The sequence below is a fragment of the Streptomyces sp. NBC_01707 genome (assembly GCF_041438805.1).
GTDB lineage: Bacteria > Actinomycetota > Actinomycetes > Streptomycetales > Streptomycetaceae > Streptomyces.
Genome location: NZ_CP109190.1, coordinates 2,480,691 through 2,506,359, shown reverse-complemented (window position 1 = coordinate 2,506,359; position 25,669 = coordinate 2,480,691). Strand labels below are relative to the sequence as shown.

The window sequence follows — 25,669 nt, the reverse complement described above, 5'->3', positions numbered from 1 at the left end:
ATGAAACATGATCGACTCAGCCGGTTCACGGCGATGGTCTTGCCCCACCGTGTGGCGGGGCTTACGTTCTCCTCCTATGCACCGAGTCTACGTGCGTAGAAAACGCGTAGAGGCTCTCTGACGCCGCGTCGAAGGAGCAGCTCATGTCCCACGTCGTACGCGCCGCACTCGTCCAGGCGACCTGGACCGGCGACACCGAATCCATGATCGCCAAGCATGAGGAGCATGCTCGCGAGGCCGCCCGGCAGGGTGCGAAGATCATCGGCTTCCAGGAGGTGTTCAACGCCCCTTACTTCTGCCAGGTCCAGGAGCCCGAGCACTACCGCTGGGCCGAGGCCGTCCCGGACGGGCCGACCGTCCGGCGGATGCAGGATCTCGCCCGTGAGACGGGCATGGTGATCGTCGTGCCGGTCTTCGAGATCGAGCAGTCCGGCTTCTATTTCAACACCGCCGCTGTGATCGACGCCGACGGCACGTATCTCGGCAAGTACCGCAAGCACCACATCCCGCAGGTCAAGGGGTTCTGGGAGAAGTACTACTTCAAGCCCGGAAACGCCGGTTGGCCGGTCTTCGACACCGCCGTCGGCAAGGTCGGCGTCTATATCTGCTACGACCGGCACTTCCCCGAGGGGTGGCGTCAACTCGGGCTCAACGGAGCCCAGTTGGTCTACAACCCGTCAGCCACCTCGCGGGGCCTGTCCAGCTACCTCTGGCAGCTGGAACAGCCGGCTTCCGCCGTCGCCAACGAATACTTCATCGCCGCGATCAACCGCGTCGGTCAGGAGGAGTACGGCGACAACGACTTCTACGGAACCAGCTACTTCGTCGACCCGCGCGGCCAGTTCGTCGGGGAGGTCGCCAGCGACAAGCAGGAGGAACTCCTGGTCCGTGACCTCGACTTCGGTCTCATCGAGGAGGTGCGCCGGCAGTGGGCGTTCTACCGGGACCGCCGCCCCGACGCGTACGAAGGACTGGTCGAGCCGTGAACAGTCTCCACCACCGCCATCTCGCCGTCAGCCCCGACTGGCTCGCGCTCTACTACCGGCACCCCCTGGAGCTCACCCACGGCGAGGGCCGCCATGTCTGGGACGCCGACGGCAACCGCTACCTCGACTTCTTCGGCGGCATCCTCACCACGATGACCGCACACGCCCTGCCCGAAGTGACCAAGGCGGTCAGTGAGCAGGCCGGGCGGCTGATCCACTCCTCGACGCTGTACCTCAACCGGCCGATGGTCGAACTCGCCGAGCGCATCGCCACGCTCTCCGGCATCCCGGACGCCCGGGTCTTCTTCACCACCTCCGGCACCGAGGCGAACGACACCGCCCTGCTGCTCGCCACCACGTACCGCAGCTCGAACCAGATCCTCGCGATGCGCAACAGCTACCACGGCAGGTCGTTCTCGGCGGTCTCCATCACCGGCAACAAGGCCTGGTCGCCCACGAGTCTGTCCCCGCTGCAGACTCTGTACGTCCACGGCGGCGTCCGCACCCGGGGCCCGTACGCGGAGCTCAGCGACGCACAGTTCATCAAGGCGTGCGTGGCCGACCTCGAGGATCTGCTCGGGCACACCCGCGGCGCCGCTGCGCTGATCGCCGAACCCATCCAGGGCGTCGGCGGATTCACCTCCCCGCCCGACGGCCTCTTCGCGGCGTTCCGCGAAGTGCTCAGTCGGCACGGCATCCTGTGGATCTCCGACGAGGTGCAGACCGGCTGGGGCCGTACCGGCGAACACTTCTGGGGCTGGCAGGCGCACGATCGGAACGGACCGCCGGACATGCTCACTTTCGCCAAGGGCATCGGCAACGGCATGTCGATCGGTGGTGTCGTGGCCCGCGCCGAGGTCATGAACTGCCTGGACGCCAACTCCATTTCGACGTTCGGCGGCTCTCCGGTCACCATGGCGGCCGGCCTGGCCAACCTCTCGTACCTCCTGGAGCACGACCTCCAGCGCAACGCGCGACGCGTCGGCGGACTGCTCATCGAGCGGCTGCGGGCGATCGGAGCCGGAGTGGAGTGCGTACGCGAAGTGCGCGGCCGGGGCCTGATGATCGGCATCGAGCTGGTGAAGCCCGGCACCGACGAGGCCGACCCGGAGGCGGCGACCGCCGTACTCGAAGCGGCCCGCGAGGGCGGGCTTCTCATCGGCAAGGGCGGCGGGCACAACACCAGCGTGCTGCGGATCGCCCCGCCGCTGTCACTGTCCATCGCCGAGGCGGAGGAGGGCGCGAGGATCCTCGCCGACGCGCTGCACGCGGTGGGGTGAGGTGCCCGACCCACCGGCACATCCCCGAGTCACGGCGGGTGGGTGTCCGGCCCCGGTCCGGCGGACAGCCCCGAAGGGGGACGCCTGAAACCGGCGTCCCCCGGGGCCGCACGCCGCGGCCGAGGCGATGAATCCGTTTCCGGTCACGGGCCGGGGCCGGGACGCCGTCCCTTTCCGTTCGTGGCGCCCCGGCACGCCTCGCCCCGTGGGGCGCGGCGGATCCGCTCACCCGGATCCGGACCGTCGCGCCGGACGGTTCGCCTGCCTCCTCATCCACGCACCGACGTATACGACGTGACGTGGTGTCGGCTTTGGGCCGACGGTGTACGCCATGCCCGGAAACGGAATCGTCTTCAGCGGTTGACCGCAGTGGTATTGCCACAGTGGGTAGCCCACTTCTACGTTCTTCACCACGCACCATGTCTACGTGCGTAGACCCATTCCGCCACAGTGAGGAGGGGTACATGAGCCGCACCGTCATCCACGGCGGCCTCGTCGTCACCGCGTCCGACGAACTCCATGCAGACGTACTCATCGAGGGCGGCCGCATCGCCGCACTCGCCGCGCACGGTACCGACGCGGCCGAGAGCTGGACCGCCGACCGGTCCATCGACGCCACCGGCAAGTACGTCATCCCCGGCGGCGTCGACGCGCATACGCACATGGAGATGCCGTTCGGCGGCACCTATGCGGCCGACACCTTCGAGACAGGGACCAGGGCGGCCGCCTGGGGCGGCACCACCACCATCGTCGACTTCGCCATCCAGTCCGTGGGCCACGCGGTCCGTGAAGGGCTCGACGCCTGGTACGCGAAGGCCGACGGCAAGTGCGCCATCGACTACGCCTTCCACATGATCCTCTCCGACGTGAACGAGTCCTCTCTGAAGGAGATGGACCTGCTGGTCTCGGAGGGCGTCACCTCCTTCAAGCTGTTCATGGCCTACCCCGGTGTCTTCTACAGCGACGACGGCCAGATCCTGCGTGCCATGCAGAGGGCCGCCGGCAACGGCGGGCTGATCATGATGCACGCCGAGAACGGCATCGCGATCGACGTCCTCGTCGAGCAGGCACTGGCCGCGGGCCGCACCGCCCCGCGCTACCACGGCGATGTCCGCAAGGTGGCGCTGGAGGCCGAGGCCACCCACCGCGCCATCCAGCTCGCCCGCGTCGCCGGGTCCCCGCTGTACGTCGTGCATGTCTCCGCCGACGAGGCCGTCGCCGAGCTGGCGGCCGCCCGCCACAAGGGACTTCCGGTCTTCGGCGAGACATGTCCGCAGTACCTCTTCCTCTCCACCGACAACCTCGCCGAGCCGGACTTCGAGGGCGCCAAGTACGTCTGCTCCACCCCGTTGCGGCCCAAGGAGCACCAGGAGGCGCTCTGGCGGGGCCTGCGGAACAACGAGCTCCAGGTCGTCTCCACCGACCACTGCCCGTTCTGTTTCTCCGGTCAGAAGGAGATGGGCCGCGGCGACTTCTCGAAGATCCCGAACGGGATGCCCGGTGTGGAGAACAGGATGGACCTGCTGCATCAGGCGGTCGTGGAGGGCCGGATCTCCCGCCGCCGCTGGATCGAGATCGCCTGCGCCTCCCCGGCCCGGATGTTCGGTCTCTACCCGAAGAAGGGCACCATCGCCCCGGGTGCCGACGCCGATGTCGTCATCTACGACCCGCACGCCGAGCAGACCATCTCCGCCGAGACCCATCACATGAACGTCGACTACTCGGCGTACGAGGGGAAGCGGCTCACCGGACAGGTCGAGACCGTCCTCTCGCGCGGCGAAGTCGTCATCGACCAGCGAAAGTTCACCGGCCGCGCCGGCCACGGCATGTACACCCCGCGCGCCACCAGCCAGTATCTGGACTAGGAGCACCTGTCATGGACTTCGGACTCGTCCTCCAGGCCGACCCGCCCGCCTCCGCCGTCGTCGGCCTGATGCGCCGTGCCGAGCGCAACGGGTTCCGCTACGGGTGGACCTTCGACTCGGCGGTGCTCTGGCAGGAACCGTTCGTCATCTACAGCCGCATCCTCGAACACACCGAACGCCTCGTCGTCGGGCCCATGGTCACCAACCCGGGCACCCGCACCTGGGAGGTGACCGCGTCCACCTTCGCCACCCTCAACGACATGTACGGCAACCGCACCGTCTGCGGCATCGGCCGGGGCGATTCGGCGATGCGGGTCGCCGGACGCAAGCCCAACACCCTGGCCCGCCTCGGCGAGGCCATCGACGTCATCCGCGACCTCGCCGAGGGCCGGGAGGCGACCGTCGACGGCCAGAGCGTCCAGATCCCGTGGATCAAGGACGGCAAACTGCCGGTCTGGATGGCCGCGTACGGTCCGAAGGCACTCGCCCTGGCCGGACAGAAGGCCGACGGATTCATCCTCCAGCTCGCCGATCCGTACCTCACCGAATGGATGATCAAGGCGGTACGGGACGCGGCGGCGGAGGCGGGCCGCGACCCGGATGCCGTGACCATCTGCGTCGCGGCCCCCGCCTATGTCGGCAACGACCTCGACCATGCCCGCGAGCAGTGCCGCTGGTTCGGCGGGATGGTCGGCAATCATGTCGCGGACCTGGTGTCCCGGTACGGAGCGCACTCCGGGCTGGTCCCGGAGGCCCTCACCGAGTACATCGCCGGGCGGTCGGGTTACGACTACAGCCACCACGGCCGCACCGGCAACCCGGACACCGCCTTCGTGCCGGACGAGATCGTCGACCGGTTCTGCCTGCTGGGCCCTGCCGAGGCGCACATCGAGAAGCTCCAGGCACTGCGCGACCTGGGCGTGGACCAGTTCGCGGTCTACAACATGCACGACGCGCGAGAGGCGACCATCGACGCCTACGGCTCCGAGATCATCCCCGCGCTGTCCTGACCCGTCTCTCCGTCTCTCCGTATCCCCGCGTCGCCACACCCCCCGCGCCCCACAGCCCCGCACGGCACCGCTCCCGAGCGAAGGGTCCAGCCGCCATGGCATCGACAGCCCCACCCACCCCGCCGACTCCGCCGACCCCATCGCAGGACCTGATAGCCGACCTGTCAGGACGCGTGGAACTCGCACCCGGCGCCGTCCCCGCCGACAACCGCTTCACCAACGACGACCTGCTGCCCGTTCCTCTGGAACGGCGCAAGTGGACGACGTACAACTTCGCCGCGCTCTGGGTCGGGATGGCCCACAACATCCCGTCCTGGCTCCTCGCCTCCGGTCTCGTCGCCCTCGGCATGGACTGGAAACAGGCCGTGTTCACCATCGCGCTGGCCAACCTGATCGTGCTGGGTCCGATGCTGCTCACCGGCCACGCCGGGCCCAAGTACGGCATCCCGTTCCCCGTTCTCGCCCGCGCGTCGTTCGGCCTGCGCGGCGCCAATCTGCCCGCGCTGATCCGCGCCGCGGTGGCTTGCGCCTGGTTCGGCATCCAGACCTGGATCGGCGGCGTCGGCATCTTCACCCTGCTCGGGAAGATCTTCGGCGGCTGGGCGAGCGCGTCCGAGATCGGCGGGCAGCCCTGGACGCTCTGGCTCTGCTTCGTCCTCTTCTGGGCGCTCGAACTCGCCATCATCTACCGCGGGATGGACACCCTGCGCCGGTTCGAGAACTGGGCGGCGCCGTTCGTCATCGTCGGCGCCGTGGTACTGCTGATCTGGGTCGCCGTCAAGGCCGGTGGCTTCGGCCCGCTGCTCGACCAGCCCTCGAAGCTGGGCTGGGGCGCGGACTTCTGGCCCGTCTTCTTCCCGTCCCTGATGGGCATGATCGCCTTCTGGGCCACGCTCTCGCTCAACATCCCCGACTTCACCCGCTTCGGCGCCGGCCAACGCGCCCAGGTCTGGGGTCAGTCGCTGGGCCTGCCGACCACGATGACCCTCTTCGCGCTCCTCTCGGTCCTCGTCACCTCCGGCTCGCAGGCCGTGTACGGCGAGGCGATCTGGGACCCGGTCCAGCTCGTCGCCAGGACCGACAACGTCTTCGGTCTGCTCTACGCCCTGGTGACGGTGCTGGTCGCGACGATCTCCGTCAACATCGCGGCGAACGTGGTGTCACCCGCGTACGACCTGGCCAACCTGGCCCCCAAACTCATCAACTTCCGTACGGGAGCGCTGATCACCGGGGTCGTCGGTGTCCTGATCATGCCGTGGAAGCTCACCGAGACCCCCGAGCTGTACATCTTCACGTGGCTCGGCCTGGTCGGAGGTCTGCTCGGTACGGTCGCGGGCATCCTGATCGCCGACTACTGGATCGTCCGCCGCACCGTCCTCGATCTCGCCGACCTCTACCGCCCCGGCGGCCGCTACTGGTACACGCAGGGCTGGAACTGGCGCGCCGTCGTGGCCTTCGCCGTGGGTGGCATCCTCGCGATCGGCGGCTCCCACTCGGCCCCCGGCAAGGGCCCGTTCCCGGCGGACGGCCTGATCCCGTTCCTGAAGCCGCTCGCGGACTACGGCTGGGCGGTCGGCCTGGCCTCCTCACTGCTGCTGTACGTGCTGCTCAGCGGTCGGCCGGCCGTCAGGTCGCACGGGTCTCCTGCGCGTTGATGCCGACAGTCTCGTCCGGCGGCGGCGTGGTCGTGGGCACCGGCTTGTCGAAGGCGGAGAAGGCCACGGTCGCGTCCGCCTTCGGCGAGCCGCCCGTCACATCGATCCTCAGCGGATACGGCTTGCCCGTGGCCGCGACGTACATCGTCACCTTCTGACCGTGCCATGTCCGGACCAGCGGGACGACCGGAGTCCCCGCGAGTGTGGTCTTCCTGCCCTTCGTCAGCGTCCCCTTGTCGGTTTTGGCGTTGTCGCTGACCACCTTCTGGAACGTGGCCAGGTCGCAGGCGCTCGCCAGGTTGCTCAGCCGCGGGTCCGAGGCCGAGCCCTTCATGTAGCGCCCGGCGAGAATCGACGCGAGGGCGGAGCCGACGCGTGAGTCCCGGCTCTTCCAGAACTGGGCATCCGGTTTGACCCAGACGGTGTCGCCCCGCTTCACGATCCGCACGGACCCCTGCTTCCCGCCGAGACCCAGCGATCCCGTGCAGTTGCCGGCCCGGTCCACGATGAGATCCAGGGTCGTCGGCGTACCGCCGTCGGCCGGTGTACTGCGGGTGCTGAGGTGCATGGAATGCGCGCCCCGCAGGGCGTCGCTGGAGCGGTCGGCGATCTGCCGGGCGGAGAGGGAGTCGATGGGGTCGTCCGCCCGCGCCGTACCTGCGCCGAGCACGCCGACGCCCGAGAGACCGAGCACGACGGTCGCCGTCCAGGCGGTCGCGTGGATGCCGATGTGTGGGCCGGTCACGTCGCCTCCCTCGGCAGGGGCTGCCGGACCGTTCAGGGCCGCGGTCCGACTTTTTGAGCGTACGCCGCGGCGGGATGGGCCGCGATTTCGGCTCGGCCCCCACCCGCGTACACAGGGTGAGGTCCTGCCTTGTTTTCGGTCACGGACGGTGGGGGACGGTGTCGGGGCACCGAGTTCGTGACCGCGAAGGGGAAAACCGAAACATGAAGCCGTTCATGTCGATGTCCATGTCCATGGGGAGTGTGTCCAGGGCCGTGCTGCGAGGCGCCGCGGTCGCGGGGGCGACCGCCGCCCTCGCGGTCCCCGCGACCGCGGCCACCGCCGTCACGCCCAGGGCGACGCCGCCCGGTCTGTCCTGCGACACCGGAAAGCATGAGATCGACGACTACACGGGATACGCGCTGTGCCGGAACAACGGCACCACGGCGCAGACCTTCTGGGTGCACCTGGTCTGCGGCTGGTCGCCGGACGTGGATGGTGAACACGTCACCCTCAACCCCGGCCAGTCCGGCCAGTCCACCGCGCACTGCGCCGGCCTCGGCACCGGGATCGGCGAGATCAGCGTCCAGCCGTAGGTGCGTACGGGACAAGGCGCGTCCGGTACCTGTGGTGGCCGATGTCGTGTGCCGCCGCAGGTGTCGGCCCCGAGGACGCACCCTTCCCGTCGACCGGGTCATCAGCGCTCGGGAGCCCGATCCGGTAGTGCGGCGAGCGCACCGGCCAACCGGGCCCGCAACCCGTCCGGACCGTCGTTCACCCAACGGTGTTCCGCGTGGAACGCCGACCAGTCCACCAACCAGTCCAGTACCGTCTCCGGGCTGAAGCCGGCCGCGTGCGGGCCCAGCACCGTGCGCACCAGCCGCGGCGACAACCGGGTCCGCGGGTGCTCTGCCAGCAGCACCGCGTCGTACAGATCCTTGGCCGCCGAACGCCCCTCGGCCTGCTGGTCCTCGGAGAGCCACAACAGCTTCCAGGCGAGCGAAAGCCCCTGACTCGCCGTGCGCACCGGTAGGGGCGGCCCGCCGTCCATGCGCGGGCAGGCAGTCCACACCGGCGCTTCGGGCAGCCGCTCGTCCTGGGCGAAGTCCATCCGCAGCTCACCCGGCGGCAGCCCGTCCGCCTGCCACGGGACGACGACGCGCACGCCGGGCGTCTCGTACGTCCGGTACATCCACACGCCGTCCGACGTCACCGTGCCCGGATCGATCCGGATGCCCTCCGGCGGCGGCGGACCCGCCTTGAGCGCTGTGGCGACCTCGTCCTGCGGGTCGGGACTCGGTTCCAGGGCGTCGGAACCGATCCAGTGCAGTCCGTCGGGTGCGAGCGCGGGCCGGGCCCCGCCGGTGGCGTGGCAGTCTCCGTCCGTCCACAGCTCGGGGGCGGCCGCACCGTCCGCGGCTTCCGGCCACTGCTGGACGGCCTCGATCCCGTCGACGTACGGATAGGGGTCGAGACGGTCGACGAAGTCGTCCGCCGACGGCTCCAGCACGATCCAGTCCAGGTCGCCAGGCTCCCGGGCGGCAGCGCCCACCCAGGCCTGGAGGGGCAGGCTGCCGCGCAGGATCAGGCCGTCGCCCCACGACGACTCGGTGATCACCCGGAGCAGATGGTCCTGAACGGTGCGCCGGGCGATTCGCCAGTGCGGTGCGAGGGAGGGGTCGCGAAATGCCGGCTCGCCGGGGAACGGCCGGTCCGCCACGCTCATGCGGTCACCTCGGGCCGTCGCTCGCCCCGCTCCTCGGCCGGTCGCTCGGTCCGTTCGTCGATCCAGCCCGCGTCCACCGCCGGATGGTCGTCGTGCACCACGAACTCCTCCTCGACCTCCGCCACTTCGAGACCGGCGGCGGCCAGCGCACCGAGAAGGTCGTCGAGCCGGGCACGGGCCTCCGGGCGGCCGACCCCGCGGCAGCGCTGGGTGACGAACCGTTCGTGGCGCCCGTGCAGGGCGGCGCGGCGGGCGTTCCGGGAGAGGTGCGCGCTGTGCCGCTCGGCCACGTCCCGCGCCGAGGTGACCTCCGGCTCACCCGTCAGCAGCAGCTTGATGTGGTGCTCGAAGTGGCAGACAGACGACAGTTCGGCCGCGTCGTCCGCCGTCCGCGGTATGTCCTCGTTCCATGGAGCCGCTTCGATCTTCACCCGTACGACGGAGAACCCCGCCGCCCGCAGTTCGGCGGACCGGAGCCGGGCGGTGGCCCGCTGCTCGGTGAGGGTGCCCCGGCCCCGCTCGGTCAGCATGGGTTGGTCGCGCACGGCGCCGCGGTCCAGGAGGATGCGGGTGAGCTTCAGGCCGTGCTGACCGGCCCAGCGCTCCAGGCGCGCGTCGCTGACGGTGCGGTCATCGGGACGCACCGTCAGATGCGTCTCGAACTCTCCCCGGAAGTCCCTCTCGACGACTGCTCCCACTGGCCCCACCTGCCCCGTTGTGTGCTGCGCGCGCCGCCTCGGCCCGCCGTCGGAGAACGTAGCAACCGGCACTGACACTCAGCGCCACGCCCCGACTCCGCGTGGATCGGTTGAGTGGACCGCCCCCACTCGTTACCCTCCAGTAAGTCTGTACGGGCCGTTCAGGTGCGGGCACGCACCGATATCGGGGAGGCGGGCACCCCATGTCCTCAGCAGAAGCCGTGGAACTCACCGAGCCGACCGATTCGACCGGACTGGCCGACACCGCACGGGCGTTGGCCGACGGCCGCACCACCTCGACACAGCAGGTGTCCGCCGCCCTCGCACGGATCGAAGCGAGCCAGAGCACTCTCAACGCGTTCCGTCACCTGCGTGCCACGGCCGCGCTGGCCGAGGCCGCGGAAGCAGACCGACGGCTCGCCGCCGGTGAGCGGCTGCCGTTGCTCGGGGTGCCGGTCGCGGTCAAGGACGACACCGATATCGAGGGAATGCCCACCCACTTCGGCTGTGACGGCGATCTGCCGGCGGCCGCCGAGGACAGCGAGGCCGTGCGCCGGCTGCGCGCCGCCGGGGCCGTGATCGTAGGGAAGACCAACTCCTGCGAGCTCGGCCAGTGGCCCTTCACCGAAGGGCCCGCCTTCGGCGCCACCCGTAACCCGTGGCACACCGGGCACACCCCGGGCGGTTCGTCCGGAGGTTCGGCGGCGGCCGTCGCCGCCGGGCTGGTGCCCGCCGCGCTCGGTTCGGATGGTGCCGGGTCCGTCCGGATCCCCGCCGCCTGGACCCATCTCATCGGTATCAAACCGCAGCGCGGCCGGATCTCCGTCCACCCCCACCACGACGCCTTCCAGGGCCTCACCGTCAACGGCCCGCTGGCCCGGACCGTCGCCGATGCCGCACTGCTGCTCGACGCCGTAGCCGGAGCGCACCCCGACGACCTGCACCGGCCGCCGCCCGTCGCCGCCTCGGCCGCTGCCGGTCGCGACCCGGGCAGGCTGCGGATCGCCCTCGCCTGGCGGCCCCCGCTCACCCTCACCGGCTCGGCCCCCCACCCGGCTGTACGACGGGCCGTCACCGCGCTCGCCGAGGCCCTGGCCCGGCTCGGCCACCATGTCGAGGAGGCCAGGCCGCGCTACGGGCTGATCGGTCTCGGCTTCGTCCCCCGCGCCACCGCCGGGATCGCCGAACTCGCCGCGCTCCACCCCGAACCGGCTCTCCTCGACCCGCGCACCCGCAGCGCCCTGCGAACCGGCACCCGGCTCGGCGGCCGGGTGGTGCGAGCGGCCAGGGCACGGGAGGTGCGCCAGCACCGCAGGATCGGCAGGCTCTTCCGGACCACCCCGGCCGGGGCCGGGTACGACGTGCTGCTCACCCCGACCACCGCCGCGCCCCCACCCCGGATCGGCGCCTTCGACGGCCTGAGCGCCTGGCGTACCGACGTGGCGATCACCGAGGCGTGCCCGTACGCCTGGCCGTGGAACGTGCTGGGCTGGCCCGGCATCAATGTCCCGGCCGGTTTCACGGCCGACGGACTTCCCGTCGGTGCCCAGTTGCTCGGCCCGTCCCGCAGCGAGGAGCTGCTGATCTCCCTGGCGGCCCAGCTGGAGGCCGACCAGCGGTGGTACGAGCACCGGCCGCCGGCCTCCGCGGGCTCCTGACACACCGCCGGTCAGAGCGGCAGGCGGGCGCCGACCACCCACACCCCCGCCCTCAGCAGCACGCCCTCCGCGGTCTCGTACGGCAGCAGGGCGTCCATCATCGAGGCCCGGGTCTCGTCGGAGACGGTGAGACCCGGTGTCCGGGAGACGAAGAAGTCCACCGCGTCCGCCGCGTCCCGCCCCCAGCAGGTCGTGGCCGTCACGGGCACGATGCCGATCTCCTCGAAGCCCGCCGCGCCCAGCACCTTCCGCAGGCGTTCCGGGTCCGAGAGCGAGGCCATGGCCACCGCCACGTCGTTCTCCACCGCGTGTTCCTGCCCCAGCAGGGAAGCCAGCAGCCCGAGCGCCTTGCGCTCCTCGCCGTCCGGTGACGGGGGCTGCGGGCATATGAACGCCAGCCGGCCACCGGGGCGCAGGGCGTGCCCGATATTGGTGAACGCCGCGATGTGGTCGGCGAAGAACATCACGCCGCCCCGGCTGATCGCCACGTCATAGCCGGCCGGCTCGAAGGGGTGGACCTGCGCGTCCCCCAACTCGTAGGAGACGGAGGGGAACTCTCCGGCGTCGGTGCGGGCCCTGGCGCGTTCGAGGAGCGGCACGGAGACATCCACGCCGGTGACCCGGCCCCGTGGGGCGCGCCGCGCCGCGATCCGGGTCGAGAACCCGCTGCCGCAGCCGATGTCGAGGACCCTGTCCTCCGTGCCGATCGCCGCGGCGTCGAACAGCGGCTCGTCGAAGCGGGCCACCATGGCGTTGTAGCGGTCGGGATGGTCGGCCCAGTGTCGGCCGAGCTGTCCGTTCCACGCGTCGGTGACGGTCATGCGTGCTCCTCGGTCCGTGCGGTCAGGTTGGCCTCGATGCGCTCGACGGCGCAGATCGCGCCGAACGCGATCAGATGGACCAGACAGTGATCGGTGAACGGCGGTGCCAGCCAGGCCGCCACGTCCTCGTCCGTGATCCGGTACGGGGCACGCGCCGCGAGCAGCGCCAGCCGTGCACCCGGCCGCTCCGCCCGGTCCGGCAGCCCCTCGCCCTGCAGGGGCAGCGGTGTGACGCCGTCCCAGGCCGCCACCGATGTCCGTACCAGTGCCGCGTCCTCGTCACCGAGCAGCCCCGCACCCAGGTGCGCCGCCGTACGCAGCGCGCCGAACGCGGTGCCGATCGGGGTGTCCGCCGCCCACCCGGGCGACGCCCCCTCCGTCTCCAGCAGGGCGAGGCTCTCGCCGGGAACGAGCTCGCGGCGGACCGTACGGGCCAGCGAGCGGCCCGCCACGCTCCGTACCAGGCGGAATCTCTGGGCGCCCCCGGGCAGCATGTCCTCCGTCAGCAGGGACGACACGATTCGGTTGATGAAGTGGAAGGCGAGCGCCGTCCCGATGTACTCCGGTGCCTGCCCGGACGGGAACGGCTGCGACGTACTCATGTCCTTTCCCCACGCCAGCAGTTGACGATGTCCTGGGTCCTCGGGCTGCTCGCCACGGGCGATTCTCTCGGCCAGCGCGTGGTCGCCGGTGGCATGCAGGAGCACGGTGTGCGCGGTGACGCAGTACGGGCACCGGTTGGCGATCGACACCCCCGCCGCCACCACCTCCTTGTCGGTGCGCGACGTGGGTCCGGCCAGCAGGGACTCCCGCATGACGGCCCAGGTGCCGGTCAGCAGGGGCGGCGAGGCGGACAGCACGACGAAGGTCGTGGCGCGTTCGATACCGAAGTCGGTCGCCAGTTGCGCGTACACGTCGGCGACCACTCCGGTCGCTGCTCCCGGCGGTGCGGGTGAGGTGTATCGGAAGGTTTCGGTCATGGCGACGATGCTCGCTCGCCGCACCGTGCCCGGTCGTCGTACCCGCGAAGGCAGTCGAGGGTGATTCCGGACGACCGGAGTCGTCCGCGACTACTACTCCGGGAGTAGCGCGGAGCCCGTCCGGCAGGATGATGACGGGGCTGTTGCGCGGGAGTTAGTGTGCGGCTCATGCAGGGGGACATCGACCGGCGGATTCGCCTGCTGGACGCGGCGCTCGCCGTCGCCATCGGGGCGGCGGTCCTCGCCGCGGCCTGTGCCGCATCGAGGCCGGACGTACTCGACCTGCTGCTCATCGCAGTTGGCGCACTGTCCCTCGCCGGTCACCGGTGGGCTCCGCGTGCCGTGCTCGCCGTCACCACCGTCTCCATGCTGGGGTACGTCCTTCACGCGCACCCGGGCAGCTGGGCTGCGTTCCCCGTGCTGGCGGCCGTGCACACCGCGGCGCGCGCTGGACGGCGGGCTTGGGGCGTCGCCGCGGGCGCCCTCTTCCTCGCCGGATACTTCACGGTCCTGATCGTCGCCGCTCCGGGCGTGCAGTACACCGTCGAGCGGACGCTGCTGCTGCTCGGCTGGTTCCTCTGCGCCGGGGTCACCGGACTCATCGACAGGAACTGGCAGGCGTATCTCCGCCAGGCCGAGCAGCGGGCGCTCGACGCCGAACGCAACCGGGAGGAGACGGCGCTGCGCCGGGCCGGTGAGGAGCGGCTGCGGATCGCCCGCGAACTGCACGACTCGCTGACCCACTCCATCTCGATCGTCAAGCTCCAGGCGGGAGTCGCTGTCCACCTGGCGCGCAAGCGGGGCAGCGAGGTGGAGCCGGCACTGCTCGCGATTCAGGAGGCGAGCGGCGAGGCGATGCGGGAGCTGCGGGCGACCCTTGAGGTACTGCGCACGGATGTGGTGGAGCCGGGTACGGGGCTGGACCGCATCGACGAGCTGGTAGGCCGGGCCCGTGCCGCGGGCATCGAACTCTCCGTCACCGTGACCGGCGTGGAACGCCCGCTGCCGGCGGACGTCGACCGGGCCGTGTACCGCGTCGTGCAGGAGGCACTCACCAATGTGGCCCGGCACGCCGACCGCGCCAGGACGACCATCGAACTGATCTACGGCGAACACGTGCTGACGGTACGCGTCGACGATCAGGGGCCCGGTTCCCCCGGCGAAGCCGTCACCGCCGGCACCGGACTCACCGGCATGGGCGAACGTGTCAGGGCCCTCGGCGGCACCCTTGCCGCCGCACCGCGCCCGGACGGCGGCTTCTCCGTACGTGTCGAACTTCCCCTGCAGACATCGGGAACCACCGTATGAACCATCAGGACACGATCCGGGTGCTGATCGTCGACGACCAGGCCCTGATGCGTGCAGGGTTCCGCGCCCTGCTGGAAGCCGAGGACGGCATCGAAGTGATCGGCGAGGCGGCCGACGGCCGTCAGGGAGTGGAACTGGCCCGCCTCCACATCCCGGACGTGGTCCTCGTCGACGTGCAGATGCCCCTGATGAGCGGCATCGAGGCCACCCGCCGGATCGCCGCCGACCCGCAACTGGCCGGTGTCCACGTCGTCATCCTCACCAACTACGGGCTCGACGCGTACGTGTTCGACGCGCTGCGCGCCGGGGCCGCCGGGTTCCTTCTCAAGGACACCGAACCCGCTGAACTCCTCCAGGCCATCCGTGTGGCGGCCCGCGGCGACGCCCTGCTGTCGCCTGCCGTCACCCGCCGGCTGATCGGCGAGTTCGTCTCCCGGCCGCCCGACCGGGCCACGGCCCCCGGCTTCGAGACCCTGACCCGCCGCGAACGCGAGGTGAGTGCGCTGGCCGCACGGGGGCTGACCAACGAGGAGATCGCCGCGCACATGGTGATCAGCCCGTTCACCGCGAAGACCCACATCAGCCGGGCGATGACGAAGCTCGGCGCCCGCGACCGGGCCCAACTCGTGGTCTTCGCCTACGAGTCGGGTCTCGTCTCACCACGGGACCCGCGCTGAGGATTCCGGGTCGACCGACGGCGATCAACGGTCCGGAAGTCCCGCGGCCGACCACCGGTCTCACGGCGGAGATCGCATACCTGAGAGTGCTGCCGGGCTCCACGAAGGTTGTACGTGGAAGACACCGGAATGCTTCTCCGGCATCAGCAAATGGATCCGACGCGTGGGCACCTGCCCGGAGCGACACGCCTCCGGGCAGGTCAGTGACTGCTACGGCACACGTGCCGTCCACTCGGGAGTGCCGAACTTGGTGCGTACGAGTTCTTCCGCCTGTGCCAGCTCTTCAGCGGTCACTGCGCCCTGGGTGAGGCCGTGGCGCTTGCGGAAGGAGTCGATCATGTTGTCGATGACGGCCTCGCGTGGCAGGCCGGTCTGCCGACGCAGGGGATCGACGCGCTTCTTGGCGCTCCGGGTCCCCTTGTCGGACATCTTTTCCTTGCCGATGCGCAGGACATCGAGCATCTTGTCGGCGTCGATGTCGTAGGACATCGTGACGTGATGCAGCACGGCGCCGGGTCCGCCGCCGGGGCCCACGACGCGCTTCTGGGCTGCTCCGGCGATCTTCCCGATGTCGGTCGCGATGTCGTTGAGCGGTTGGTACCAGGCCTTGATGCCCATGTCGCCGAGCGCCGCGAGCACCCAGTCGTCCAGGTAGGCGTAACTGTCCGCGAAGGAGAGCCCGGAGACGAGGGCGTCCGGGACGGAGAGCGAGTACGTGATGGTGTTGCCCGGTTCCACGAACATGGCGCCGCCGCCGGAGATACGCCGGACGACGGTGACGCCGTGACGCTCGGCGCCCGCCGGGTCGACCTCGTTCCGCAGTGACTGGAAGCTGCCGATGATCACGGCGGGGGAGGCCCACTCCCAGACCCGCAGAGTAGGGGGCCGGCGGCCCGCGGCGACCTCGGCGGTGATGACCTCGTCCAGTGCCATGTGGAGAGCGGGGGACTGCGGGGTCTCGTGGATGAGCTGCCAGTCGTAGTCGCTCCACTCGGTGGCTTGGGCGAGGGCCCGGCGTACGGCGACGGCGACGCCTTCGGAGGTGAGTCCGAGCATCACGGTGGAGGCGGGCAGTGCCGCGTCGATGCGGGCAGTGAGCCCGGCGGTGTCGGTGTTGGCCGGGGCCCCCGCCAGGGCCCCGTCGATCGCGAGGATGGCTTCGTCGGGTTCGAGGAAGAAGTCCCCGGCGACCCGTACGTTACGCAAGGCACCGCCTTCGACGTCCAGGTCCACCACGACGAGCTTGCCGCCGGGGACCTTGTACTCACCGTGCACAGCCATGCCTCCGCTTCCGCCCGACTCTCATCTCCACGAATCGGCTCGCGCAGGGGGTAACGCCACCGCCATGCGGTTTAATCCGCACGTTCACCGTTCCGTGGCGAGATCGTGGAGACGGGCGACGCCGAGCAGGTCACCACATCACCCCGGCACCCTGCACCCGCACGCTGCTGAGTCCGCTCCTGTCGCGGACGTCGCCGAACCGGGCAGGCGCAGGGAACGACGCATGACATCCGCCGGACAGCCGCCGGTCTGACGAACAGCAGATCCGAATCCGACACTCGTATGTGGCCCTGTTGATCCAGAAGTGGGCAGTCACCTCAGGTGCCTCGGCGCGTCCTCGAAACCTGCCCTGCCCGGCATTGCCCTGGGGCGCGCCCGCTCCCGGAGCGTGAGCACCGTCGGCGCCGCGCGCCGGCGAGGAGCGCCCACCCAGGGAGACGGTGAGGTCATGCGGAGGGCGTCGTCGAGATCTCCCCGCCCGGTCATGCTCCGGTCGACGCGTCAAGGTGGCGGGCGGACACGGCCTACCGATCGGACGCCACAGCAGTCCGCAGTTCCTCGGCCGTCAGCAGTGACAGAAGCTCGATGCCCTCGGCCGCGAGAGCACCGGCGCCGCCTTGCTCGCGGTCGATCACGCACAGAGCTTCGCCTACTTGAGCGCCCAGGCCCCGCAGGTCCGCGGTCGACAGCACGACCTGCCCACCGCTGGTGACCACGTCCTCGACGACCAGCACACGGCGGCCCTGGATCTCGGCGCCCTCGGCGAGACGGCAAGTACCGTACGGCTTGGCCCGCTTGCGCACGAACACGCAGGGCAGCCCCGTGTGCCGGCCGAGCGCGGTCACCACGGGGATGCCACCCATCTCCAGGCCGGCCAGCACCTCCGTGCCGGACGGCACCAGCTGGGCCATGTGCCGGGCGATCTCGTCCAGCAGAACCGGATCCGCCTCGAACCGGTACTTGTCGAAGTACTCCGTGGCCGTGCGTCCGGACCGGAGCGTGAACCTGCCGGTGAGGTGAGAGGCGGCATGGATACGGAGGGCAAGATCGGAATGCGTCACAGGCAACCAGTCTCCCAGGAACTGGCTCAACCCGTCGAATCCCGGCTTGCCCAACACAATGGCCATACCCCGATCACACACCACCACTCCGACGGTCCGCAGCGGAGACGCCGGATTCGCCCTGCCACGGTCGAGGGTGCCGCTGAACCTGTCCTCCTTCAGGCCGGCGAACAACTCGTCGATGTCCCCTGGAGGTCGTCAGGTCGAGGGTAGGCCGGCCCACTTCAGCAGCACCTCGACCAATGCCCGGAGCGGGTCGCAGTCGTCCGGGGCGGATGCCTCGTGGACCATCTGCTCACCGTTGACCGGGCGAGCGGCTCCAGGTGCCGGAAGCCGCCGTTCGGATCACGGACAGGGGGTCCTTCCGGTGAATGCGGCACGCCTCGCGCACGCCGTACCACCCGCGGCGGGTAGGCCGTCCCCGCAGAGGACGGCCCATCGATCCAGCGAGGAGATCAGCCATGTATGCAGTGGTTCGGCGGTACGAAGGGGTGACCGATCCGGCCGAGGCGGGACGCCAGGTGAACGAGGGGTTCCTGCCGCTCCTTCGCCAGGTCCAAGGTTTCGTGGCCTATTACTGGGTCGATACCGGGGGCGGGGTGATGGTCTCGATGAGTGTCTTCCAGGACCCGGCCGGCGCCGAGGAGTCGACCGACAGGGCGGGGGAGTTCGTACGGGAGCGCCTCGCCTCCCTGCTCCCCAACCCTCCCCAGGTCACGGCCGGTGAGGTTGTGGCCCACTCGTAGCGGTCTGCCGGAAGGCGGCGCGGTTGTGACGCCGAGAACCGTGCGGGTCGCCGCGTAGGAGCAGCGCGCCCAGCACGGCCTGTCCACGCTGCCCCGGACCTCGCAGCCGCTGTCGCTCTCGTGGCGATGCCCTGGCCGGTGGCGGCAGGGTGCAGCCAGTACCCCATGCGACGGCCCCGGGGGTTCGGCTCCGCGGTAGGTCTGGCACATGCCGACCAGGGTGGCGTCCTTGGCGATGGCGTAGTTGTACACGTCACCGCTTGCCCACTTCGACTCGGACTTCGAGAGGAAGTCTCTGGTGGTCTCCTCGCTGTGAAAGGCGGCCCGCGGCTCCCAGGGGCGCAAGTGGTCCAGAGACTCCTCGATCAGCCTGAATGCCGGAGCGAAGTCACTCTGCCCCCGCCGGCCTCGCAGAACGAAGTCTCCGCAGTCGATGGTCCGCCTCGGTCGCTCCATGGCGGCCATGATTGTTCGCGGATCGGCTCGCTGCAACGGGATACGGAAGAACTGGTGGGCCGTCCACCCGGGAAGAGACGGCAGCTGTGTTCCGGTTCGACTTCCGCGAGGGGCCCGCGGCCGGCGGTGTCGCCGGCCACGGGCCCCGTCTGACGTGATCTGCCTGGGTCAGCCGTCGGATTCGGCCGACGGGATGTAGGCGCCGGGCACGTCCTTCGGCGCGAAGATCTTCTTCTCGCCTGGGTACGGCTGCTTCCAGTTGTGCGTCTGGTACCACGTGAAGTGGTTCATCTGTGCGGGGTTCGCGTAGTCGGGCACAGCCTTGGGGCCGGTCAGGCGCTGGTGGGACTTCCACTCGTCCCACTGCGACGCGAGCGGCTGCATGTCCGTCGGTACCTTCGCCGACGGCACCGCCGCCGCATCGGGGTTCTGCGGCGCCGGTGTGTCCAGGCCGCAGGCAGGCGGGGTCGCCAGACCGTCGGTCAGCGGGGTCCGGTTGGCCAGGGCGTTGAACGGCTTGAAGTTCGCCTTCTTGGTGAACGCCCCGGTCATCGGGGTGGCCGCGCTGTCCTTCTGGTTCATCGGGTGGATCCCGAGGATCTGCTCGATGGTGCGGATCATCGTGATCTGCGAGTAGTAGTGACTGTCGACCACGCCGTGCTGGGCGTAGGGGCTGATGATCTGGATCGGCGCACGGTGGCCGTCGATGTGGTCGAGGCCCGCCTGGGAGTCGTCCTCGACAACGAAGATCGCCGAGTCCTTCCAGTACTTGCTGTGCGAGATCTCGTCGACCATCTTGCCGACCGCGAGGTCATTGTCCGCGACCTGGGCGGCCGCGTTGGCCGGGCCACCGGTGTGGTCGCTGGAGAGCCAGAACATGTTCAGGTTCGCCGGCCCGTTCTTCTCGAAGTCCTGCTTCCAGATCTCCTGCCGGTAGATGTCCGGGACGCTGGTGTCGAACTTCGGGAAGGCGGATACCGAGACACTGTTGAGCGACGGGATCGGCGAGGACGAGACCAGGGAGTACGCGGACTTCTGCTCGGTCGCGTCCATGTTCTTGGCGTCGCAGTACAGGTTCTGCCAGCTCGAGCCCGTCGGCTTGGTCAAGAACTGGTGGAACTCGCCGAAGTCGCGGACCGACTTGTCGGCCGCCTGCGCGCCGGTCCAGAGGAAGCCGGTCCGCTGGTGGCCGAGGGCGTCGTCCTCGGTGTCGTAGCTGCGCAGGTACTCGCCGGCCGAGGACTCGGTGTACTCGGGGTTGTCGGCCTGCATCAGCCAGTTGTGCCCCTCGGCGGAGTTCGTGCCGATGTCGTACGTGTTGTCGTACAGGCCGAACTGCTTGGCGAGCGCGTGCTGGTTCGGCGTCACGTTCTCGCCGAACTGTGTCAGCGAGGGGTCGCCGTTGCCCTGCGGGATGTCACCGAGGACCTGGTCGTAGGTCCGGTTCTCCTTGACGATCATGAAGACGTGCTTGATCGTCGAGGGATCACCGAGCCGCGCCGGGACCGGCACCGGCTTCGCCTTGCTCTTCCCCTTGGCGATCTTGACCGAGTTGTCCGTCCAGCCGTTCTGCTTGAAGACCTTGTCCGTCTCGGACTTGATGGTCCTGTCGCTGGGCAGCGTGAAACGTGTCAGGCTCGACGTCGTGTCGTGGGTGCCGTGCTCGGCGCCGGCGGTGGAACGACGGGCGTCGATGCCCCGGGTGTTGGACACCACCACCTGGTTGCCCACGGTGGCGATCTCCGCGGGGAAGTAGTCAGTCGGGAGCAGACCGACGTAACTGACCGGCTCCTGCGAGCTCGTGTACCGGTAGACGGCCACCGCGTTCGCCCGGCCGAGCGTCACGAGCAGGTGACCGTCGTCGGTGAGCGTCACCGCGTCGGGCTCGTAGCCCACCGACGCCTCCGGCCACGGCCGGGTGGCGATCGTCTGCACGACCTTGTCAACAGCGGTCTTGATGACCGACACGTCGTTGGTGGCGGTGTTGGTCACGAACACCGCCCCCTTCTTCGCGTACAGAGCGGTCGGGTGCAGTCCGACGCTGATGCTCGAGACGGCGGCAGTCGGCTTCTTCAGGTTGATGACGCTGACCGTGCCGGTGGTCGTGGCGCCGGTCACCGGGTCGGCCGGCACCTGGGTGTTGTAGGAGTTGATCGTGGTCTCGCCCGGCCTCGCCGGACGCCCGCCCTCGTTGCTGACATACAGCTTGTCGCCGACCACGACCATGTCGCGCGGGGCGTTGCCCACGGCCCAGCTCTGCTGAATGGCTCCGGTCGCCGCATTGATGGCGACCACCCGGTTCTGGCCGTTGACCGCGGAGTACACGGTGGCGCCGTCGGACGAGAACACCGCCTCGCCCACCAGCGCGTGCTTGGGCCCGTCCGCCGGGATCGTGATGCTGACCGGATTCGCGACGCTGCCGTCCGGGTTCACGGTGAACCTGGTGTAGCCGTCGGTCTGGCCCAGCCACAGCTGCGAGCCGTCGGGCGAGTAGGTCGGGCCTTCCTGGCCCACGGAGTTGCTACTGATGCGCGGGCTGGACGACGCCGAGGTGCCGACGAGTTGCTGCACCTTCCAGCTCTTCAGGTCCACGATGGACAGCGCCGACCCACCGTCGGTGACCGAGGCCGCGAGGTGGGTGCCGTCCGGGCTGACCGAGGACGACATGATCTTGCCGTTGTCGATGACGAGGCGGTCGCCGTACGGGGCGATGTACTGGTCACTGGAAATGACCTGACCCCGGGGGGTGGTCTGGCCGACCTGGTCGGTGCCGAACTGCTGCGTCTGAGCGAAAGCGGTGCCGGCGGCGGCGACGGCGACGGCGGTGATGCCGACCGTTGCCAGGGGTATCCGGCCGATGCGTCTGCCGAGAAGTCCCGAACGCTGCTTCCCGACACGCCTGTGGCGTGTTACCTGCATGGAGTCATCCCTTCGTGGTGCCGAGTAGTTGGACATTGCCGTCGAACTGCCACAGTGGGTTCGGTGCATCTCCGATCGGGGTGCGCACCAGGAAGTAGCCGTTCACTTCTTTCGGCCCGTCGCCGTCGGCTATGTACCGTCCGTCCGGCGTGACGTCGAGTTGGTAGATGGCTGTGCCGGTGGCCGCTACGTCGGGGAGATGCCAGGAGACGACGCAGCGCCAGTCGTTGCCCGGTCCTTCGGCGCCGTCCGAGACGTTGCCCTTGGTGCACGCCGCCGTGGCCTCGAGCTGCTTCTCGGTGACGGCCGGGCGGTTCAGTTCCTCGGTCTGCCGGCGATAGAGGTGGGCGAACGCCGTGGCGACCGAGCGCTGCACCTTGGTCTGCTCGATTCCGGAGCCCCTGGCCTCGGTCGCCCCGGCGACGACGCCGACCGTCACGACGAGCAGTCCGGCCAGCGGCAGGACGCCGACAATGAGCGAGCGGCGCGGCGAGCCGTCATCGGCGCGGTTGGTGAAGTCGCGCCGCAGAAAAAGCAGGTAGGCCAGCGCTGTCGCCAGCCCGGCCCACACCAGGCTCACCGCGATGCCGATCAGAAGCGGGCCGAGCTGCGCGGTGCTGGTGAACAGGCCGTTCCAGGAGATGAAGGCGTACCCGGGCAGGGCGAGGCGCACGGCGACGGGCAGCGGCAGCATCTGGGCGAGCTGCATGGTGAGCGCGACGAGCGCGGGCAGCAGCAGTCCCATCGGGGAGCGCCCCAGCGTGACGGACCCGAGGAGCCCGATCGCCGCGAGGGCCAAGGTGGGTGCGAGTGCACAGGCCCAGGCGAGGAAGACGTTGCCCGCGGCGTCGCCCGCGGTCAGCAGGTGGCCGTCGAGGCCGACCAGCGGCTGATTGCCGACCGCCACCACCCCGCCGACCGCGCTGGAGCAGACCAGCCCGGCCACGAGCAGCAGGATGACCGTGAGACTGGCCAGTGCCTTCGCTGCAAAGATCCGTCGAGGTGACCGGACCGCCACGAGCAGATGGCGCCAGGTGCCGAGCCGGTCCTCGGAGGCGAACACGTCGCCGGCGACCAGTGAGGTCAGCAGCGGGAGCGCCCAGGTCCCCGCGAATCCGAGTACCACCAGCGGTCCGGCCCACCCCGTGGCGTGCATCCAGCGGCCGAAGAGGGTGTCGACGGGGAGCGAGCCCTGCTGGCTCACGGCAGCGACGAAGAGTGCGGGAGCGATCCAGCAGGCGAGGATCACCAGGCGGATACGCCATTGCGAGATGAGTTTGACCAGTTCGAAGCGGTAGCCGCGCGCCACTGAGACGGGACGGGCAGCGGTTTCGTGGACGGGGGTCATGGTCGCGGTCATCGGACGGTCTCCTGCTGCTCGGTGAGGGCGAGGAACGCGGCCTCCAGTGGCGACACGACGGGCGCGAGCTCGCGCAACGCGATGCCCGCGTGTACGAGCTGCACCACCAGGTCGTCGAGGGCGGGCACGAGGGCGCGCACGACGAGCACCTCGGCGTCGCGCCGTGCCGTGGCGTCGTCGACGACCTGGATGCCGGCCGTCTCGGCGGCCAGCCGGCGGGCGGCCTGCGGATCGGAGGTCAGCACCCGGTAGTCGAGTTCCTGGTTCTCGGCGGACAGCTTGCCCAGCGGGCCGGAGAAGACGCCCCGTCCGGTGGCGAGGATGGTGACCTCGGAGCAGAGTGCCTCGAGGTCGTCCATGCGGTGGCTTGAGAGCACCACGCAGGTTCCCTCCGCCGCAAGCCGCGCGAGGACACCGTGGACGTGCTTCTTTCCGGCCGGGTCGAGGCCGTTGGACGGCTCGTCGAGCACGAGAAGGCGGGGCTTGGTGAGCAGGGCGGCGGCGAGACCGAGCCGCTGACGCATACCGAGGGAGAAGCCGCGGGCCCGGTCGTCGGCGACATCGGTGAGCCCGACCTCGTCGAGCACATCGTCGATCCCGGCCGTACGCGCGTCGCGGCCGCGGAGAGCGGCCAGCGAGGCGAGGTTCTGCCGGGCGGTGAGAGAGGGGTAGAGGCCCGGCCCGTCAACGAAGCCGGCGACACCCTCGGGAGCGGCGAGCGCCCTCCCGACCGGCGTACCCAGGATCTCGAGGCGGCCGCTGTCGGCGACGGCCAGGCCCAGCAGAAGTCCGAGCAACGTCGTCTTGCCCGCACCGTTCGGTCCGACCAAGCCGTGGACCTGGCCCTGGGCCACATCCAGATCGATGCCGTCGAGTGCGACGACGTCGCCGAAAGACTTGGTGATCCCGCGGGCCCGGATCGCGAGGAGAGTGTCCATGAGTCCCTTCCTTGGAAAGCCCTTCAGGACTCTAGGTGCGGCATACATCCAAGTCAGGGGGTGGAAAGCTGAACGGTCGCGGAACGGGAGACGACGGGCGTCGGCCGCGCCGACGGCATGCGTCCGATTGTCCATTTCGCACTCCGTCAGGCCTTTGGCGTAAAGGAATCTGACTGAACGTCACATAAAAAGTGGCCTCGGAGGGCTTCCGCATTCCGGCCGTGATCGGTCGGTTCGGGGGGCCTGAACTTCGGCTGGTGACGGGAGAGACGGGTGCGTTTCGTCCGGGCTTCTCGTTCGTGGAGGCGGCCGATGCCGTCGGCGACCGGTCTGCCGGATGTCCGGGCGAGGGCTTCCGGGGTACTGGCTGAGCCGCCTTGCGCGGTCGCGGAGCCGGCCCGGAGTGCGGTGGCGGTTTCGGCGGGCCGATGGCATGGAGGCATCGGTCCAGGCGCCGGACGGTAGCGGATCATGTCGGTGCCGGACTCCCGAGCAGGCCCGGGAGGGCACACGTTGTCACCAGTCGGCTGTGGCCCTGGGGTCGGAGGTGTCCCGGCGGAGGTGGCGAAGGACTGCGGTCGAAGGCGAAGCTCCGGGTGGAGCGGGGGCAGACCTTGCAGGTGGGCCCGGGGCGTTCACGGTGCTCGCGGCACCTGCCGGCTGAAGGCGGCTGGGTGGCGTCCAGCCGGTCGTTCATGAGCGGCCGGCCGGTCTGCCGCGCTGCCGAACCGGGTGCGCGAGGCGGCCACACGACGGGGAAGGCGAGTCGGACTCCGCGCGCGAGCGCGAAGGACCACGGCAGCAGGGCTCCTGGCACTCGGTTCGGTTCGCACCACCGAGCTGCCAAGAGGCCCTGCGGCCGTGCGCCGGCTCTCGCGCGATCACCCGATCAGGAACCCGGTTCGGCCGGATCAACCGCGTGATCGAGGAACGGAGTTCTTCTCAGGGCCGGCACCCCTGCCCTCAATCCAGGCAGAATTCGTTTCCCTCCGGGTCGGTCATCACGATGATCCCCTCGTCCAGGCCATTGGGCTCGAGCCGGTACAGCCGCTTCGCTCCCAGCCCCTCCAGCCTGGTGGCCTCCACCTCCAGCGTGGCCATCCGTTCGTCCCCGGTCAGGCCGGGTGCTGCGCGCACGTCCAGATGCAAGCGGTTCTTGGCCGTCTTTCCCTCCGGGACCTTCTGGAAGAACACCCGAGGCCCCTTGCTGTCCGGATCCGTGATGGCCGACCGGTCGTTGTGGTGCTCAGGCGGCACGCCCCACGCCGTCAGCGCAGCCGTCCAGTCGGGGAAGCCCTCGGGCGGCGGCTGGACCCGATAACCCAGCGCCTGAGCCCAGAACACCGCCTGCGCACCCGGATCGGCGCAGTCGTAAGTCACTTGGAATTCCTTGGCCATGTCGCCTCCGACCGCTAGAAAACCTGCCCATGTCCTCGCTCCGGTCGCCTCCCGGAACACCCGCCATCCTCGCACCGACCTCTGACAAGGCGGCCACACCGCGGAAGGACCCCACATCCGTG

At 69.8% G+C, this 25,669-nt stretch carries 21 protein-coding genes; 10 read left to right on the top strand and 11 right to left on the bottom strand.

All coding sequences use genetic code 11. The annotated features are described in order from the left end of the window. Positions 1 to 143 precede the first annotated feature (143 nt). From OG963_RS11245 to OG963_RS11225, 5 genes are all read left to right on the top strand, one after another. Entirely contained in the window at positions 144 to 986 is an 843-nt protein-coding gene (locus OG963_RS11245) for a nitrilase-related carbon-nitrogen hydrolase (protein WP_030916717.1), read from the top strand. Next, the gene (locus OG963_RS11240; protein WP_093775924.1) at positions 983 to 2,266 is read left to right on the top strand and encodes an aspartate aminotransferase family protein; all 1,284 of its coding nucleotides are present in this window, start codon (positions 983 to 985) and stop codon (positions 2,264 to 2,266) included. Before OG963_RS11245 ends, OG963_RS11240 begins: the two co-directional genes overlap by 4 nt. A gap of 464 nt (positions 2,267 to 2,730) precedes the next feature. Then, positions 2,731 to 4,131: a dihydropyrimidinase gene (hydA, locus tag OG963_RS11235; protein ID WP_371798836.1), complete on the top strand. Its 1,401-nt coding sequence runs from the start codon at positions 2,731 to 2,733 to the stop codon at positions 4,129 to 4,131. A gap of 11 nt (positions 4,132 to 4,142) precedes the next feature. Then, on the top strand, positions 4,143 to 5,141 hold the full coding sequence (locus tag OG963_RS11230; protein WP_030916709.1) for a TIGR03842 family LLM class F420-dependent oxidoreductase: 999 nt from the start codon (positions 4,143 to 4,145) through the stop codon (positions 5,139 to 5,141). Between the two features lie 95 nt (positions 5,142 to 5,236). Further along, a complete protein-coding gene (locus OG963_RS11225) occupies positions 5,237 to 6,796 on the top strand; it encodes an NCS1 family nucleobase:cation symporter-1 (protein WP_371798835.1) in 1,560 nt (519 codons plus the stop codon). Here the strand turns inward: OG963_RS11225 and OG963_RS11220 are convergent. Beyond that, the gene (locus OG963_RS11220) at positions 6,768 to 7,541 is read right to left on the bottom strand and encodes a hypothetical protein (protein WP_093775930.1); all 774 of its coding nucleotides are present in this window, start codon (positions 7,539 to 7,541) and stop codon (positions 6,768 to 6,770) included. The genes OG963_RS11225 and OG963_RS11220 overlap by 29 nt on opposite strands. Positions 7,542 to 7,762: 221 nt before the next feature. Here OG963_RS11220 and OG963_RS11215 point away from each other — a divergent pair, with 221 nt between their 5' ends. Beyond that, positions 7,763 to 8,116 carry a hypothetical protein gene (locus OG963_RS11215; protein WP_093776200.1) on the top strand — a complete coding sequence of 118 codons (354 nt, stop codon included), beginning with the start codon at positions 7,763 to 7,765 and terminating at the stop codon, positions 8,114 to 8,116. Between the two features lie 101 nt (positions 8,117 to 8,217). Here OG963_RS11215 and OG963_RS11210 read toward each other — a convergent pair whose 3' ends face one another. Both OG963_RS11210 and OG963_RS11205 read right to left on the bottom strand, forming a co-directional pair. After that, positions 8,218 to 9,246, bottom strand: coding sequence for a nucleotidyl transferase AbiEii/AbiGii toxin family protein (locus OG963_RS11210; protein ID WP_371798834.1), 1,029 nt, complete (start codon positions 9,244 to 9,246; stop codon positions 8,218 to 8,220). Beyond that, positions 9,243 to 9,944 carry a hypothetical protein gene (locus OG963_RS11205; RefSeq protein ID WP_093930179.1) on the bottom strand — a complete coding sequence of 234 codons (702 nt, stop codon included), beginning with the start codon at positions 9,942 to 9,944 and terminating at the stop codon, positions 9,243 to 9,245. The genes OG963_RS11210 and OG963_RS11205 overlap by 4 nt, the downstream gene beginning before the upstream one ends. Before the next feature lie 203 nt (positions 9,945 to 10,147). Here OG963_RS11205 and OG963_RS11200 point away from each other — a divergent pair, with 203 nt between their 5' ends. Next, positions 10,148 to 11,602 carry an amidase gene (locus OG963_RS11200; protein ID WP_319327726.1) on the top strand — a complete coding sequence of 485 codons (1,455 nt, stop codon included), beginning with the start codon at positions 10,148 to 10,150 and terminating at the stop codon, positions 11,600 to 11,602. Positions 11,603 to 11,613: 11 nt separating this feature from the next. Here OG963_RS11200 and OG963_RS11195 read toward each other — a convergent pair whose 3' ends face one another. Both OG963_RS11195 and OG963_RS11190 read right to left on the bottom strand, forming a co-directional pair. Next, the gene (locus tag OG963_RS11195) at positions 11,614 to 12,423 is read right to left on the bottom strand and encodes a class I SAM-dependent methyltransferase (protein WP_362269079.1); all 810 of its coding nucleotides are present in this window, start codon (positions 12,421 to 12,423) and stop codon (positions 11,614 to 11,616) included. Beyond that, positions 12,420 to 13,403 (bottom strand): carboxymuconolactone decarboxylase family protein, encoded by a 984-nt coding sequence (locus tag OG963_RS11190; RefSeq protein ID WP_093775940.1) that lies wholly within the window; start codon positions 13,401 to 13,403, stop codon positions 12,420 to 12,422. Before OG963_RS11190 ends, OG963_RS11195 begins: the two co-directional genes overlap by 4 nt. A gap of 168 nt (positions 13,404 to 13,571) precedes the next feature. Here OG963_RS11190 and OG963_RS11185 point away from each other — a divergent pair, with 168 nt between their 5' ends. Both OG963_RS11185 and OG963_RS11180 read left to right on the top strand, forming a co-directional pair. Continuing rightward, positions 13,572 to 14,711 carry a sensor histidine kinase gene (locus OG963_RS11185; protein ID WP_371798833.1) on the top strand — a complete coding sequence of 380 codons (1,140 nt, stop codon included), beginning with the start codon at positions 13,572 to 13,574 and terminating at the stop codon, positions 14,709 to 14,711. Next, positions 14,708 to 15,388, top strand: coding sequence for a response regulator transcription factor (locus OG963_RS11180; RefSeq protein ID WP_319327736.1), 681 nt, complete (start codon positions 14,708 to 14,710; stop codon positions 15,386 to 15,388). Before OG963_RS11185 ends, OG963_RS11180 begins: the two co-directional genes overlap by 4 nt. 210 nt (positions 15,389 to 15,598) lie before the next feature. Here the strand turns inward: OG963_RS11180 and OG963_RS11175 are convergent, their stop codons facing one another. Both OG963_RS11175 and pyrE read right to left on the bottom strand, forming a co-directional pair. Next, a complete protein-coding gene (locus OG963_RS11175; RefSeq protein WP_093776204.1) occupies positions 15,599 to 16,663 on the bottom strand; it encodes a biotin/lipoate A/B protein ligase family protein in 1,065 nt (354 codons plus the stop codon). Positions 16,664 to 17,193: 530 nt separating this feature from the next. Continuing rightward, positions 17,194 to 17,796 carry an orotate phosphoribosyltransferase gene (gene pyrE / locus OG963_RS11170; protein ID WP_256223625.1) on the bottom strand — a complete coding sequence of 201 codons (603 nt, stop codon included), beginning with the start codon at positions 17,794 to 17,796 and terminating at the stop codon, positions 17,194 to 17,196. A gap of 395 nt (positions 17,797 to 18,191) precedes the next feature. Here pyrE and OG963_RS11165 point away from each other — a divergent pair, with 395 nt between their 5' ends. Then, a complete protein-coding gene (locus OG963_RS11165; RefSeq protein WP_093775944.1) occupies positions 18,192 to 18,476 on the top strand; it encodes a hypothetical protein in 285 nt (94 codons plus the stop codon). Between the two features lie 624 nt (positions 18,477 to 19,100). On the opposite strand, the gene OG963_RS11160 is transcribed toward OG963_RS11165, so the two are convergent. The 4 genes from OG963_RS11160 to OG963_RS11145 all read right to left on the bottom strand — a co-directional run bounded on the left by OG963_RS11160 (position 19,101) and on the right by OG963_RS11145 (position 25,547). Next, positions 19,101 to 21,851 carry a phosphoesterase gene (locus OG963_RS11160; protein WP_371798832.1) on the bottom strand — a complete coding sequence of 917 codons (2,751 nt, stop codon included), beginning with the start codon at positions 21,849 to 21,851 and terminating at the stop codon, positions 19,101 to 19,103. 4 nt (positions 21,852 to 21,855) lie between these two features. Then, entirely contained in the window at positions 21,856 to 23,211 is a 1,356-nt protein-coding gene (locus tag OG963_RS11155) for an ABC transporter permease (RefSeq protein WP_371798831.1), read from the bottom strand. Beyond that, positions 23,208 to 24,149, bottom strand: a complete 942-nt coding sequence (locus tag OG963_RS11150) for an ABC transporter ATP-binding protein (RefSeq protein WP_371798830.1) — start codon at positions 24,147 to 24,149, stop codon at positions 23,208 to 23,210. Before OG963_RS11150 ends, OG963_RS11155 begins: the two co-directional genes overlap by 4 nt. A 963-nt stretch (positions 24,150 to 25,112) precedes the next feature. Further along, complete coding sequence (locus OG963_RS11145; protein WP_030916660.1) at positions 25,113 to 25,547, bottom strand: VOC family protein; 435 nt, start codon at positions 25,545 to 25,547, stop codon at positions 25,113 to 25,115. Between the last annotated feature and the right edge of the window lie 122 nt (positions 25,548 to 25,669).

Bases quoted from the DNA above. Each gene is read 5' to 3' on its own strand.
- OG963_RS11245 (WP_030916717.1), top strand. From the start codon at position 144: ATGTCCCACGTCGTACGCGCCGCACTCGTCCAGGCGACCTGGACCGGC.
- hydA (WP_371798836.1), top strand. From the start codon at position 2,731: ATGAGCCGCACCGTCATCCACGGCGGCCTCGTCGTCACCGCGTCCGAC.
- OG963_RS11230 (WP_030916709.1), top strand. From the start codon at position 4,143: ATGGACTTCGGACTCGTCCTCCAGGCCGACCCGCCCGCCTCCGCCGTC.
- OG963_RS11225 (WP_371798835.1), top strand. From the start codon at position 5,237: ATGGCATCGACAGCCCCACCCACCCCGCCGACTCCGCCGACCCCATCG.
- OG963_RS11215 (WP_093776200.1), top strand. From the start codon at position 7,763: ATGTCCATGTCCATGGGGAGTGTGTCCAGGGCCGTGCTGCGAGGCGCC.
- OG963_RS11210 (WP_371798834.1), bottom strand. From the start codon at position 9,246: ATGAGCGTGGCGGACCGGCCGTTCCCCGGCGAGCCGGCATTTCGCGAC.
- OG963_RS11200 (WP_319327726.1), top strand. From the start codon at position 10,148: ATGTCCTCAGCAGAAGCCGTGGAACTCACCGAGCCGACCGATTCGACC.
- OG963_RS11195 (WP_362269079.1), bottom strand. From the start codon at position 12,423: ATGACCGTCACCGACGCGTGGAACGGACAGCTCGGCCGACACTGGGCC.
- OG963_RS11190 (WP_093775940.1), bottom strand. From the start codon at position 13,403: ATGACCGAAACCTTCCGATACACCTCACCCGCACCGCCGGGAGCAGCG.
- OG963_RS11185 (WP_371798833.1), top strand. From the start codon at position 13,572: ATGCAGGGGGACATCGACCGGCGGATTCGCCTGCTGGACGCGGCGCTC.
- OG963_RS11180 (WP_319327736.1), top strand. From the start codon at position 14,708: ATGAACCATCAGGACACGATCCGGGTGCTGATCGTCGACGACCAGGCC.
- pyrE (WP_256223625.1), bottom strand. From the start codon at position 17,796: ATGGCCATTGTGTTGGGCAAGCCGGGATTCGACGGGTTGAGCCAGTTC.
- OG963_RS11165 (WP_093775944.1), top strand. From the start codon at position 18,192: ATGTATGCAGTGGTTCGGCGGTACGAAGGGGTGACCGATCCGGCCGAG.
- OG963_RS11160 (WP_371798832.1), bottom strand. From the start codon at position 21,851: ATGCAGGTAACACGCCACAGGCGTGTCGGGAAGCAGCGTTCGGGACTT.
- OG963_RS11155 (WP_371798831.1), bottom strand. From the start codon at position 23,211: ATGACCGCGACCATGACCCCCGTCCACGAAACCGCTGCCCGTCCCGTC.
- OG963_RS11150 (WP_371798830.1), bottom strand. From the start codon at position 24,149: ATGGACACTCTCCTCGCGATCCGGGCCCGCGGGATCACCAAGTCTTTC.
- OG963_RS11145 (WP_030916660.1), bottom strand. From the start codon at position 25,547: ATGGCCAAGGAATTCCAAGTGACTTACGACTGCGCCGATCCGGGTGCG.